Source organism: Hyphomicrobium denitrificans 1NES1 (assembly GCF_000230975.2).
In the GTDB taxonomy this organism is placed as follows: Bacteria; Pseudomonadota; Alphaproteobacteria; order Rhizobiales; family Hyphomicrobiaceae; genus Hyphomicrobium_B; species Hyphomicrobium_B denitrificans_A.
On the sequence record NC_021172.1, the window covers coordinates 3,119,663 to 3,132,635 of the forward strand.

Below are 12,973 nucleotides of genomic sequence, written 5' to 3' on the forward strand. Positions count from 1 at the left end.
CGGAATTGAGAGGAATCGTGTATTGGTGCCCATGGTCTCACTCCGTTTTCAGAATCAGTGATGATGAAAAGTCGGGACCGTACCCCACGTACCATTGATCCGGGTGTTGGCACCCAGACAGTCAGAAGCGTAATTCAGTCAAAGGCGTAATTCGGGAATTGGTGATTTAGAGGCGACACGAACCTAAGATAACATCACGGTGATCATGCCACTATCCAGAACCTGCAATTCAGGGCGCTGAGGTCGGTAAATGCGCGCTAACGTAAACAGGTTTGAATTCGTCGCTATTCAAGACAATTGCTACGACGATTTCGATTTGATGGCGCAGGATGCCCGGGAGTGGGACATCCACTATCAGCAGACAGGCGCTGGCACCTTCTTCGGACGAATGACTCAGGTCATTCTGAATTCGCTTCAACTCGGCAGGGTGCGGTGGTCTCCGGGCATTTTGGACAACGGTACGGCTCCCCCCGGAAATTGGGTAGTGGCTTTGCCGGTCTCAGCCGAAGGCACTCTGCACGTGCGCGGACGCCCCGCCTCTGTTGACCAACCGCTGTTTGTACCTGCCGGCGAAGACATAGCATTCGCGGCTACTGGCCGGACCGATCTCATCGTCGCCGCGATCGACACAGCGGAAATTGAGCGTTGGATGCAAGTGCGCCGCGGGATCGACGGTATTAACCGGCGGGACCTTCTTGAACGTTGCGAGGTCACCGGTCCTGATTTGGCGCAGCCAACGCTACGACTCCAACACACGCTCAGTGTACTCATGACTCATGGCCACGATGCCAGCCAGGATATTCTGAACACAGCCCATTCTGTGGTGCTGGATACGGTTCTGGAAATTATGCCGTCGTTCGAGGTTATTGAGCCGCTGCACCGTCGCGCCAAAGTCGCGGCCGCGATGCGTACCCTTCTTAAAGAGAACATAGAAAGCGCAATAACGATTGCGGATATCTGCGAGAAAATGGCGGTCCGTGAACGCACTCTCTATCTTGCCTGTCAGGAAGCTTTCGGCAAACCTCCAAAGCGCTTGTTGTACGAGATGCGTTTGAATGCGGTGAGGCGACAACTCTCTCAACCCTCAGATTTGACGAGTGTCACATCGGAGGCGTTGCGGTTCGGTTTCTTGCATCTCGGCCGCTTCGCCGCCGAATATTGCAACCAATTCGGCGAGCGGCCTTCAGAAACTTTGGCGCGTGCACGGGGGAGCAGTCCACATTCCAAGCGGCTCATGTCGGGGCCAGACTAGAGTTTGCTATGAGTTCGAAGCTGTAGGTCAGCGTTCTGATTGTGATGGCTGAGATCATGCTGCGAGAAATGTAGCCTATCGGTCACGGCCATTCATGCTCGGGACTGGTAGGTGTTTGAATCATGTTCCTGAAATCGCGAGGCGGTCTGACAAATGGGTTCATCCACCAGCCGCACAATCTCCGTTATTGTTGCGCTTTTCTGCGGCGCAGTCGGATGTGCTGACACCGGTTTCGGTGCTGATCTCGGGCAAGGGACGTGGGTGCGCTCGGCGTCAGTTCAAAACGCCAATGGCTGGCTCGGGGACATCGAGATATGAGAATACGATGTCCTTCAGCAGCGGCCCGTCATCGGCTCCACGCTGCATTTCTGAAAAACATCTGAGAGCCGCGCGCAATGCGCAGGCTCTCACACGTCTACCTCAACCATAATCCGGAAGTCGATCGGCACTAGGTTGGAGCCATAAGTAGCTCATCGCTTCAAGTCCTTTAGCTTCATATTCTTTCATCGCCTGCGAAGCCTCTTGGGCCCGACGCAACTTGGTGGATGCGGCAGTTGTCAAAATCCTTGGTGCCATCGCCATGCGGCCTGTTATCGCCGACGATTGGGACGACGCCGCCGCCCGCACTTTGCGAGCCTTTGAGGCTTTGCTGGCGTTACGTTTTCCCCGGTTTCTCGCGGCTTGATCGCACACACAGGCCGGGTTTTACTAAAGACCTATTGACCGCCCCCGGATACCGACGCATTGATGCACGTAACGACACGGAAGAGTCCGGGCTCAGAGCCCGGCGCCGAAGGAGCAACCGCCCCGGAAACTCTCAGGCACCCAGGACCGTGACGTTGCGGAACTCTGGAAAGCGGCCGCCGCCAGCGGCCCACCGAAGAGGAAAGACACACCGGAATATTTCTTCGGCGTGTTCAAACTTTCAGGTCACGTGACAGAGGGGGCTCAGTGAATGCGCTGTTTGGCGCGCAATTGAGCTCAAGGACGATCTGGCTTGATCACAAAATCTGACGTTCGTGCCGCAACGTTGCCGCTGCGGACTCCGCTTTACGATCTCCATTGCGAGCGCGACGCCAGGATGGTGCCGTTTGCAGGCTATGAGATGCCCATTCAATATGCGCCGGGCATACTCAAGGAGCATCTGCACACGCGGGCGCTGGCGGGGCTCTTCGATATATCCCACATGGGTCAGATCGCCGTACGTTCTCGGTCAGGCACCATTCAGTCTGCCGCACTTGCGCTCGAACGCGTCGTTCCTGTCGACGTCGCGGGTCTCATGCCCAACCGTCAAAGATACGCGTTTTTCACGAATGGCGCAGGTGGAATTCTTGATGATCTGATGATCGCCCATCGCGGAGACAGCCTGCTCCTTGTCGTGAACGCGGCCTGCAAGATCGCCGATGAGCATTACCTCATGGCTGAACTCGGATCGGACTGTATCGTCGAACGCGAGGAACGCGCCCTGATTGCGCTGCAGGGGCCCCGCGCAGAGTCCATTCTAGCAACCTTGGCTCCAAGCTGCAGGCAAATGCGGTTCATGGATGTTCAATCTGCAATGCTGCTCGGCCACGATTGCCTTCTGATGCGTTCGGGCTATTCCGGCGAAGACGGCTTTGAAATCTCGATCCCGAGGGATGCCGCACGCAGCATCGTCGAAACGTTGCTCGATTCCCCCGACGTCGCCCTAATCGGACTTGGTGCGCGCGACTCGTTGCGGCTTGAAGCAGGCCTCTGTCTCTACGGCGCCGATATCGGCCCGGACACGACACCCGTCGAGGCGGCGCTAGAATGGGCGATCCAACCGGTTCGAAGGACCGGAGGCGCGCGCGCTGGTGGCTTTCCCGGCGCATCAATTATCCTTCACCAGCTTGAGCATGGCGCTGCGCGTCGCAGAGTCGGATTTCGTGCCGAAGGGCGAGCGCCCGTCCGCGCTGGCGCTCTCGTTTTTGCCGAATCTGACGACCAAACACCCGTCGGTGCTGTGACATCAGGCGGATACGGTCCGACTGTCGAAGGCCCGATCGCCATGGGCTATCTGACGACGACGGCAAGTCAACCTGGAACACGCGTTTTTGCTGAAGTGCGAGGGGCGAGGCTGCCCCTTCGCGTCACCGAGCTGCCTTTCATACGGCCACGCTACAAGCGCATTTGAGCCCATCGATCCGGAGACCCTGAAAAAATGAAATATACCGAAGAGCACGAGTGGCTTCGACTTGACGGCGATGTCGCGACAGTCGGGATCACCAAATACGCCACTGTGCAACTTGGCGATCTGGTGTTCGTGCAGCTTCCCGACATCGGTTCAAGATGGACAAAGGGGAGTGTCGCCGCCGTCGTTGAATCAGTGAAAGCGGCATCTGACGTCTTTGCGCCGCTCGATGGCGAGATCGTTGCCGTCAATGACGGCGTCGTATCGGACCCGTCGCTGATCGGATCAGATCCCGAAGGCACAGGGTGGCTCTTCAAATTGCGTCTCGCTGACGTCGGGGCCTACGACGCTCTGATGGATGGGGAAAACTATCATAAGCTCACTGGCGAATAGGATTCAAATGACAGCCGGCAAGAACTACGACCCATACGACTTTGCGAACCGCCGTCACATTGGTCCATCTCCTGCGGAGATAACCGAAATGCTCGACGTGCTTGACGTGCCCACACTTCATGCACTGATTGACGAAACGGTTCCCTCCGCGATCCGCCAAGCGACACGGATAGATTTCGGCGTTTCGCTGTCGGAGCGCCGGGCCCTGGACAAGCTGCGAGCTACGGCAAAGAAGAATCACCTGCTTACTTCGCTGATCGGTCAAGGCTATCATGGCACTACCATGCCGCCCGCAATTCAGCGCAATATCTTCGAGAATCCGGCGTGGTACACGGCGTATTCGCCCTATCAGCCCGAAATCAGCCAGGGGCGGCTCGAAGCGCTGCTGAATTTTCAAACCATGGTGGTCGACCTAACCGGCCTCGAGGTCGCTAACGCTTCGCTTCTCGACGAAGCAACCGCCGCCGCCGAAGCAATGGCAATGGCCCGGCGTGTGGCCAAAGCAACGTCGAACACCTTCTTTGTCGATAGCGCGTGCCTGCCGCAGACGATCGCGGTCGTTCGAACTCGGGCGGAGCCCCTCGGCTGGAACGTCGTCGTCGGCGACCCCTTCAAGGATATGGGCGATACGCCCATCTTCGGCGCGCTGTTTCAATATCCCGGCGTCAACGGCGACTGCCACGACTTTACGCCGTTGATCAACCGCCTCCACGCCCACGGCGCCATCGCCGCCGTGGCAGCCGATCCTCTCGCTTTAACCCTTCTGAAACCGCCCGGTGAAATGGGCGCCGACATTGCCATCGGCTCGATGCAACGGTTCGGGATGCCGATGGGCTATGGCGGTCCGCATGCTGCCTATATTGCGACGCGCGATGCCTATAAGCGATCGCTGCCCGGACGGCTCGTCGGCGTATCGGTCGATGCACGCGGCAATCGCGCCTATCGGCTGGCCCTACAAACGCGTGAACAACATATCCGGCGGGAGAAAGCAACCTCCAACATCTGCACGTCGCAAGTACTCTTGGCGGTCATTGCATCGATGTATGCCGTGTTTCATGGGCCCCGCGGTTTGAAGGCTATCGCTTCCCGCGTCCATCGAGATGCCGTGCGTCTCGCGGAAGGCTTGGAGTCGCGAGGATTCAAGGTGTCCCCGGCATTCTTCTTCGACACCATCACCGTCGAAGTGGGACCATACCAGGGTCTGATCATGAAGAATGCCGTCGACAACGGGATCAATCTGCGCAAGGTCGCCGGCAATCGCATCGGCATCACTGTCGATGAACGCACACGACCCGACATCATCGAAGCCGTATGGCGAGCCTTTGGTTGCTACGACCTCCAGTATTCGGAAGATTGGCCGGCGCCACGCTTGTCCCCGGACTTGATCCGAACATCCGAATACTTGACGCACCCGGTTTTTCACATGAATCGGGCCGAGAGCGAAATGACCCGATACATGCGTCGGCTCGCGGACCGCGATCTTGCTCTCGACCGCGCCATGATTCCGCTCGGCTCGTGCACAATGAAACTCAATGCGACGGCCGAGATGCTTCCTATATCGTGGCCGGAGTTTGCCGAGATGCATCCCTTCGTTCCTCCTGAGCAGGCTGAAGGGTATCGTGAACTCATCGATGATTTGAGCGCGAAACTTTGCCAGATCACTGGATATGACGCGATCTCGATGCAGCCGAACTCAGGCGCGCAAGGCGAATTCTCCGGCCTGCTGGCCATCCGCGCCTTCCATAAAAGCCGAGGCGAAGGGCACCGTAACGTGTGTCTCATTCCCGCGTCTGCTCATGGCACCAACCCGGCTTCGGCGCAAATGTGCGGTATGACCGTCGTCGTTGTTGCAAGTGACCGAGAAGGAAACATCGACATCGCCGATTTTCGCAGCAAGGCGCAATTGCATGCGGCCAAACTTGCTGGCTGCATGATCACATATCCGTCTACACACGGCGTATTTGAAGAGAGTGTCCGCGAAATCTGCGACATCACACACTACAATGGTGGTCAAGTGTATCTTGATGGCGCCAACTTGAATGCCCTCGTTGGCATCGCGCGGCCAGGAGACGTCGGCGCCGACGTCGGACATATCAATCTGCATAAAACATTCTGTATTCCGCATGGCGGTGGCGGTCCGGGCATGGGCCCGATCGGGGTTAAATCGCATCTCATTCCGTTTCTGCCAACGCATCCCGAGATAGACGGAAATGGCCACACAGTGTCGGCGGCTCCCTACGGCTCTGCTTCAATTCTGCCGATCTCATGGAGCTATTGTCTGCTTATGGGTGGACGCGGTCTCACGCAGGCGACACGCGTTGCCATTCTCAATGCGAACTACATCGCCAAACGCCTCGAGAATGCTTATCCCATTTTGTACAAAGGAGTGAGCGGACGCGTCGCTCATGAATGCATCATCGACGTTCGGCCTATCACGGATGCCACCGGGATAACGGTTGACGATATCGCCAAACGCCTAATTGATTGCGGGTTTCATGCGCCGACGATGAGTTGGCCGGTTGCCGGTACGCTAATGATCGAGCCGACGGAATCGGAAACGAAGGCCGAATTGGACAGGTTCTGCGACGCCATGCTCGGTATTCGCGAAGAAATTCGCGCCATTGAGGAAGGGCGCATGGACCGCCTCAACAATGCGTTGAAGAATGCTCCCCACACCGTGGCCGACTTGATCGAAAAATGGAGCCGACCTTACCCGCGTCAGGCTGCGTGCTTCCCAGCAGGTTCGTTTCGGGTCGACAAATACTGGCCTCCGGTCAATCGCGTCGACAACGTCTACGGTGACAGGAATCTCGCATGCACTTGTCCTCCAGTTGAAAGCTACGTGACGAAGGATGAAGCGTTGCTCACCGAGACAGCTATCGGCAGCCCCTGAATCGAAGGGAGACACGTATCGTGCCGGACACCTTACAGGTCCTTATCGCCGATCCGATCCATGAGGATGGGCGCAAGTTGCTCGCTACGTATCCCGATATTCACGTCGATATCGCGACAGGCCTCGATGAAGAGGGATTGATTTTAAAGATTCCGACATACGACGCACTGATCGTCCGTTCGAAATCACGGGTTACACGATCCGTCATTGAAGCTGGTCGCGCGCTCAAAGCTATTGGCCGAGCCGGGATCGGCGTCGACAATATTGATATCTCGGCAGCGACTGAGCACGGCATTGTCGTATTCAACACACCCGACGCTAATGCGACGACGACCGCTGAGCTTACCGTCGCGCATATGATGTCACTCAGCCGTCATCTGCCGCAGGCCGATCGTTCGGTACGCAGTAATGAATGGCAACCAACACGCTTTGTCGGCACGGAACTCGCCGGCAAGACGGTCGGTATTATCGGTTTCGGGACGATTGGACGTCTCGTAGCGGAGCGATGTGCGGCGCTCAAAATGAAAGTGCTCGCCTACGATCCCTACGTCACCCCCGAGATCATGTGTCAATATTCAGCTGCGCAACGGAACTTGGACTCGCTTCTCGCAAGTTCCGATTATGTCACGCTACATTGTCCCCTGACCGATAAGACGCATAATCTGATCGATGCGACACGCCTGTCAGCAATGAAGTCCGGCGCGAGACTCATCAACTGTGCTCGCGGCGGGCTCGTCGATGAAAAAGCGCTGCTCGATGCGCTGCGCACGGGACATATCGCGGGCGCAGCGCTCGATGTTTTTGCCAAAGAGCCGCCGCTTGGCTCAGAATTCATTGCGTGCGACAACGTCGTGCTGACGCCGCACCTCGGAGCATCGACGAAGGAGGCTCAACAGGCCGTCAGCGTCCAGATTGCCGAAGATGTCGCTAAATTTCTGACTACGGGAGAAGCGGAGTCGGCCGTGAACCTGCCGCGCGTCTCATCCGAACAGTTCAGCCAATCCCGGCCCTATCAAACCTTGGCGTTGGCACTTGGGCGATTGGCCGGAGCGCTGACCGAGGCGCCGATCAGCGAGCTTGTTGTCCGCCTCTTCGGCAGGATCGCTGATTTCGATCCGCGACCGATAACGGTCGAAGCTGTTATCGGCTTGCTTGAATCCCGGCTCGCCGAACGTGTCAACCGCGTCAACGCGACCCATCTTGCAACAGCACAAGGGATCGAAGTTCGAGAATCGCGATCGCAACACGTACGCGATTACCTGTCGCTCATCGAAATCTGCGTGGTCGCGCCAAACAAATCAACGACCGTCGCCGGCACGTTGCTCGGTGGCCGCCAGCCGCATCTCGTTCGTATCGACAGTTACCACGTTGAGGCACCACTCGGAGGTCATTTTCTCTTTACGCGCCATCGTGATCAACCTGGCGTCGTCGGCACATTGGGAGGCATTCTCGGTCGAGAGAAGATCAACATTTCTCGCATGAATGTCGGCGTAGACGGCATGGTCGATACGGCGATTGCTCTGATCGGCGTTTCAGCACCTCTCCCGGAGAACGCGATCGCTGAAATCAGAGCGCTACCGGTGATCTTCGAAGTTTTCGGAATAAGCCTGTGAAAGCGCGCAAGGCCCGCTTCGATGCCGTCTGCTTCGATTTCGACAGCACTCTGACCGGGCTCGAAGGTATCGACGAACTCGCTCGTCGCGCGGGTGTCGAAACGGCCATTGCACCATTGACAGCGCTGGCCATGGACGGTGCCGTCGCCCTCGACGAAGTTTACTCCCGCAGGCTTGAGATTCTGCGACCTGATCGTGCTGCAGTCTCCTGGCTTGGCGCGCGTTATCTCGAGGAGATGGTCCCTGGCGCCGACACCACGGTCGACGCCCTGCATCAGGCCGGTGTTGCCGTCTATATTGTCAGCGGCGGTCTTCGCGAAGCGATTTTGCCGTCAGCAGCCAAGCTCGGTATTTTGCCGGAACGCGTCCATGCCGTCGGTATCGAGTTCGGCGCCGACGGTCTTTTCAAAGATTTCGATCGTATATCGCCGTTGGTAAAGTCGGACGGTAAAGCCGTCATCTGTCACACGCTCTTTCAAGATCATGGTGCCATTGCGCTCGTCGGCGACGGCTCCAGCGATGTCGCGGCAAAGACAAGCGGTGCGTACGTCATTGGATTCGGCGGTGTCGCCGCACGGGAAATTGTCCGTAGGGAAGCCGATATCTTTATATCCGGGCCGAGTCTCACTGGCATACTCGACGTCTTATTCGAGGGACCCAAACCCACTTAAGCGCTGATGTGGGATATTGCCGGTTAAGAGATGCGGCGGGCGGTTTGCTCCATGAGCGATCCAGCGACGTGATGGATCTCATGACAACGCCGAAGCAATGACGCGTGACATGGGACGCGCGGCGCCAGCATTGCGTCGCATAAATGAACCGCGTTTTTCGCGGAACTGGGTACCATCGCGGTCTGAACGCTACATCGAGCACTCTCTGCTTGAGCTAAGATTCACCGACTGTCGCGTGCTTTGGAGGGGAAACCGGCCGCGTCATGCTGCGCATGACAAAAATCCTTAACTACATTAACCCACTATGAAGCGTTTCAAACAAGGTTGTGCGTTCATGCTTTGCAGAATAACAAGTATCCTCGCAATTTTTATGCTTCTTCTTGGGTGGATCGCCACTCCGGTGTCCGCTGCCGATGAAAAGCTATCGAAACAGCAGCTGGACCAGTTGCTGGCTCCGATTGCGCTTTATCCCGACGACCTTCTGACCAACGTGCTGATGGCGTCGACTTATCCCGTCGATGTTGTCGAGGCGAACCGCTGGATCACTCAGCCGGAGAACGCGCAGCTCAAGGGCGATGCGCTCGCAAAAGCTATTGAAGGCAAAGACTGGGATCCGAGCATCAAGGCTCTCGTTCAGTTTCCGAGCGTCCTCGCAACAATGAGCGACAAGCTTGATTGGACGCAGAAAGTCGGAGACGCATTTCTCAATCAGCAGGACGAAGTCATGGATCAAATCCAGTTTCTTCGTTCCAAGGCAGACTCTTCCGGCAATCTGAAAAGCAACAAGCAGCAGAAAGTTTCAAAACAGACGGGCTCATCCGGAGACATCATTGTCATCGATCCCGCAACGCCCGACGATATCTACGTTCCCGTCTACGACCCGGCGGTCGTGTATGGAAGCTGGTGGTATCCCGATTATCCGCCATACGTCTGGACCTATCCGGGCGTGAGCTATGTTGACGGTTGGTGGTGGGGTGCTGGCGTCGCCATAGTCGGGGCGATCTGGGGCTGGAACCACTGGGATTGGCACCGCCACAACATCCACGTTGACGTCAACCGCTGGAACCGCATCAACCATAATCGAAGGCGCATCACGTCCGATCGCTGGCGCCATAACGGTCGTCATCAGCGCCGAGCGACGGACATCGATCGCGCCAAGCTTCAGCAGAAGTTCAAAGGTAATAGCAATTCGGTCGGCTCGAAGAGAAGAGCCGCCTCCCGCCAGATCCAGGCCGCAAGAACAAACAAATCAGCGGTCCACGCGCGCCGCCATTACAAACGTCCATCTTCGGGCAAGGCGGGCGCCGCTCGCTTAAATCGTCGCCAATTCAAGACCCCTCGTGCAGGACGCCCTACTATGCATAGACGCCCTACTATTCAAAGGAGAACGGGCGGTCATAGCCGAGGCGGCTTCCGCCGGCGTAGATGAATCGCTCGTTCGTAGAATGATAAAACATCGAACGCGCTAGCTCGACGCCAGCATGAGTAAGCGTTACGCGTCGAATGACGCCGGTGCCGTGACACCTGACTTACGTTGTAGTGGCGGACCCAAGGCCGCCGCCGCACTCACGCGGATGGGTATGAAATTTGATGCTGCAAAGCTCAACTTTTCCCGCTGAGGTGAGGGCCATCCCCACCCCATTGCTCCTCGCCAAGCATTTTCTTAATCATTTCGAGCGCCGTTTTCGATGCCTGGACGTGGCTACAAGTTCGCTCCGAGTGCGCCTTCATACGCTCGGCGAAAGACAACTCCTGTTTGGAACGAATATCCTTCGACAGGCGGAAATCGACCCAGATGACATTGTCTTCAAACATGACGGGCTTTCGGCTACAGGCGAATGTTAATCCTTCTTAGATCGCCATGTGCAAGTAGCGTGCCTCTTTAACCGTCCAAATACCACTGTCGTTTTCGGCAATTCGCGCCGCAATCAATGCGTTACCTGCACTGCGGCGTCATATATCTGCATACCGAGAATATAAGCGCCAAGCCACGCCAACGCGGCGGCCAAAACCAAAAACACAGCCCATTTCACGAGGCGCTGCTTGCCGGACGTCGAGGCACGGTCTTCCTGTGACATGGCACACACTCCCTAAAGCCTGGCTTCGTAACTCGCCGGGTATCAGGCGATGCTGCCGTCGCCTTGCTGTTTCTGAAACGTCTTCGATGCTTTCAATTGGTTCATTACTTTTTCCAGTAGACTTTCCATTAGCGTGCGAGCGCGTCGGTTGAGCGACTGCTCGTTGGTTTCGGTGATCGATTGACCCAGATTGTGCGCGCTACGATAGCCGGCGCGTTCAGGTATGGACCCAAGCAGGGCCTCGTAACCCGCCGTCTCGACGTATTTGCGCGCAGCATGTTCTTCCCGCAACTCAAGAAGCCGGCAGAGAGCGACGGCAAGACGCTCCTTCGGAATACCCATCTGTTCGAGTTCATAAAGAAGCAATACAGTCGGATACAGATCGTCCGTGCTCGCGCCCGTCGGCAAAATTACGACTTGCGACGAACGCGCGATGTCGAGAGTTGCCGGGCTCGCATGGCCGGGTGTATCGACGATGATGAGATCGAAGCCGTGGACACTCGCCAAAACATCTCCGATCGTATTGAAGGCTTCGGCTTCGACAGGATAAGCACTTCCGCGCGCGGCGCGTGTCCTGGCCCAACGAACGGCCGTCTGCTGGTTCACATCAAGATCGGCAAGTTTCACTTTCAGTTTGCCCCGGGTGGCAACCGCGGCGAACGCTCTGGCGAGTGTGCTTTTGCCCACCCCGCCCTTTTGCCCCACAAACGATACGACTACCGGCATTGCCTTTTCCTCCCCGTCCGCCGGCTCAAAGGGATAGGCAGCGGGCCAAGAACGGCCCAGCTTAGCACGCGCGCGGGCGCTCGCGACGGGCTTGTGAGAGCCTAGGCTGGAAAAGTAGCCCCAATAGTTATTGCCACGCCGCCCGCGGCCCATCGCGCGGATTTTCGTCAGTATCCGATTTCGGAACACCGATCTGCGCTGCTCTCCGCAGCAAGCACGGAGCCTTTCAGTGCCAAAAAGCCGGGTTCGTCAACATCCCGATAAGCCCCGTTTGCCAGCCGGCTTTGGCTCCTGGAACTGCGTTCGACGTCAGATCCTGCGCCTTTCCATATGACTCGACGGGCATCCGCCGGGGCTCCTGCGCGTGGCCAGCATATGCCTTCGTTTTCTTGGATTTCGATGGATCGGAAACGGTGGCGGCCTTTGCATGCGCACCTTTCGATTTCTTGGGAGTGGACGCAGTCGACGACACTCTCGATCTCAGCACCGCGACGTGAGCCTGGGTCGCAGAATCCGATTGCGGATTGATCGCAACGGGGGCCGTCGTCTTGGCTTTCTCGGTACCGGCCGTTGCGTCGTCATTCGATGCCGCCAAATCTTCAGAAAATTTGGCGCTCAGAGCTTCCGCAGCCCGTCGCGTCTCCTTCGTTGCGGGCTTGGTCCCGGTGCTCTCGACTTGCGCGCGGGCCGCAGGCGGCATGAACTGCGGCAGGGGTGTGCTTTCCCGTCGAACCGCTTCCGCGCCGACCGCCGGCATGCTTAGGATGCCGACAGCAAAGAGAATTTCCAGAGCATAAATACGCATAAACACTGCCCTTCTCCCCAAAAGATTTCACTCCTGAAGGAAGGCAGTAGCGTGGCCGAATTATCCGTATCGTGATGATTTCGCCGCGAGTTCAAACGCGCCTTATCAAACGAGGTGCCCTTTCGCGAGAGACGCCCGTTAGGCGTTGAGCAACGGCCTGATCGCCAAGGTAGGCGTCGGCAGACGCAAGAGCTTGCTTGATCTCGGATGAGATGAAGCATCGTCGCTGAAGCTCAGCCTCGGCACTCTTGAGCGCGTCTCGTAACTGCTTGACCAGCGGTAGAAGCGCTGCATCCGAGATCTCATTCACCCACGCCACTCTGGACTCCTATGACTAAGGACAGTGTTCGCGCGCCGACGTTGGCGTCGCGCCCCCAATCAGACGGAAAT

The 12,973-nt window shown here is 57.3% G+C and carries 11 protein-coding genes and 1 riboswitch; of the genes, 7 read left to right on the forward strand and 4 right to left on the reverse strand.

Annotated elements, in window-relative coordinates; genetic code table 11:
* Window positions 1–250: 250 nt before the first annotated feature.
* The 7 genes from HYPDE_RS14930 to HYPDE_RS14960 all read left to right on the forward strand — a co-directional run bounded on the left by HYPDE_RS14930 (window position 251) and on the right by HYPDE_RS14960 (window position 10,403).
* On the forward strand, window positions 251–1,252 hold the full coding sequence (locus HYPDE_RS14930; protein ID WP_015599340.1) for a helix-turn-helix domain-containing protein: 1,002 nt from the start codon (window positions 251–253) through the stop codon (window positions 1,250–1,252).
* 752 nt (window positions 1,253–2,004) lie between these two features.
* Window positions 2,005–2,096, forward strand: a riboswitch (glycine riboswitch).
* Between the two features lie 153 nt (window positions 2,097–2,249).
* Complete coding sequence (gene gcvT, locus HYPDE_RS14935) at window positions 2,250–3,407, forward strand: glycine cleavage system aminomethyltransferase GcvT (RefSeq protein ID WP_015599341.1); 1,158 nt, start codon at window positions 2,250–2,252, stop codon at window positions 3,405–3,407.
* Between the two features lie 27 nt (window positions 3,408–3,434).
* Entirely contained in the window at window positions 3,435–3,797 is a 363-nt protein-coding gene (gcvH, locus tag HYPDE_RS14940) for a glycine cleavage system protein GcvH (protein WP_015599342.1), read from the forward strand.
* 7 nt (window positions 3,798–3,804) lie between these two features.
* Window positions 3,805–6,690, forward strand: a complete 2,886-nt coding sequence (gene gcvP, locus HYPDE_RS14945; protein ID WP_015599343.1) for an aminomethyl-transferring glycine dehydrogenase — start codon at window positions 3,805–3,807, stop codon at window positions 6,688–6,690.
* A gap of 20 nt (window positions 6,691–6,710) precedes the next feature.
* Window positions 6,711–8,303, forward strand: a complete 1,593-nt coding sequence (gene serA, locus HYPDE_RS14950) for a phosphoglycerate dehydrogenase (RefSeq protein ID WP_015599344.1) — start codon at window positions 6,711–6,713, stop codon at window positions 8,301–8,303.
* Entirely contained in the window at window positions 8,300–8,974 is a 675-nt protein-coding gene (locus HYPDE_RS14955; protein ID WP_015599345.1) for an HAD-IB family phosphatase, read from the forward strand. The genes serA and HYPDE_RS14955 overlap by 4 nt, the downstream gene beginning before the upstream one ends.
* A gap of 400 nt (window positions 8,975–9,374) precedes the next feature.
* Window positions 9,375–10,403, forward strand: a complete 1,029-nt coding sequence (locus tag HYPDE_RS14960) for a DUF3300 domain-containing protein (protein ID WP_244437681.1) — start codon at window positions 9,375–9,377, stop codon at window positions 10,401–10,403.
* 173 nt (window positions 10,404–10,576) lie between these two features.
* On the opposite strand, the gene HYPDE_RS14965 is transcribed toward HYPDE_RS14960, so the two are convergent.
* The 4 genes from HYPDE_RS14965 to HYPDE_RS14975 all read right to left on the reverse strand — a co-directional run bounded on the left by HYPDE_RS14965 (window position 10,577) and on the right by HYPDE_RS14975 (window position 12,583).
* Window positions 10,577–10,789: a hypothetical protein gene (locus tag HYPDE_RS14965; protein ID WP_015599347.1), complete on the reverse strand. Its 213-nt coding sequence runs from the start codon at window positions 10,787–10,789 to the stop codon at window positions 10,577–10,579.
* Between the two features lie 113 nt (window positions 10,790–10,902).
* Window positions 10,903–11,052, reverse strand: a complete 150-nt coding sequence (locus HYPDE_RS19415) for a hypothetical protein (RefSeq protein ID WP_015599348.1) — start codon at window positions 11,050–11,052, stop codon at window positions 10,903–10,905.
* Window positions 11,053–11,094: 42 nt separating this feature from the next.
* Window positions 11,095–11,778, reverse strand: coding sequence for a ParA family protein (locus HYPDE_RS14970; RefSeq protein ID WP_041321401.1), 684 nt, complete (start codon window positions 11,776–11,778; stop codon window positions 11,095–11,097).
* A gap of 226 nt (window positions 11,779–12,004) precedes the next feature.
* Window positions 12,005–12,583: a hypothetical protein gene (locus tag HYPDE_RS14975; protein WP_015599350.1), complete on the reverse strand. Its 579-nt coding sequence runs from the start codon at window positions 12,581–12,583 to the stop codon at window positions 12,005–12,007.
* Window positions 12,584–12,973: the final 390 nt, after the last annotated feature.

Coding starts and splice junctions, on each gene's coding strand:
- HYPDE_RS14930 (WP_015599340.1), top strand. CDS start 251: ATGCGCGCTAACGTAAACAGGTTTGAATTCGTCGCTATTCAAGACAAT.
- gcvH (WP_015599342.1), top strand. CDS start 3,435: ATGAAATATACCGAAGAGCACGAGTGGCTTCGACTTGACGGCGATGTC.
- gcvP (WP_015599343.1), top strand. CDS start 3,805: ATGACAGCCGGCAAGAACTACGACCCATACGACTTTGCGAACCGCCGT.
- HYPDE_RS14965 (WP_015599347.1), bottom strand. CDS start 10,789: ATGTTTGAAGACAATGTCATCTGGGTCGATTTCCGCCTGTCGAAGGAT.
- HYPDE_RS19415 (WP_015599348.1), bottom strand. CDS start 11,052: ATGTCACAGGAAGACCGTGCCTCGACGTCCGGCAAGCAGCGCCTCGTG.
- HYPDE_RS14970 (WP_041321401.1), bottom strand. CDS start 11,778: ATGCCGGTAGTCGTATCGTTTGTGGGGCAAAAGGGCGGGGTGGGCAAA.
- HYPDE_RS14975 (WP_015599350.1), bottom strand. CDS start 12,583: ATGCGTATTTATGCTCTGGAAATTCTCTTTGCTGTCGGCATCCTAAGC.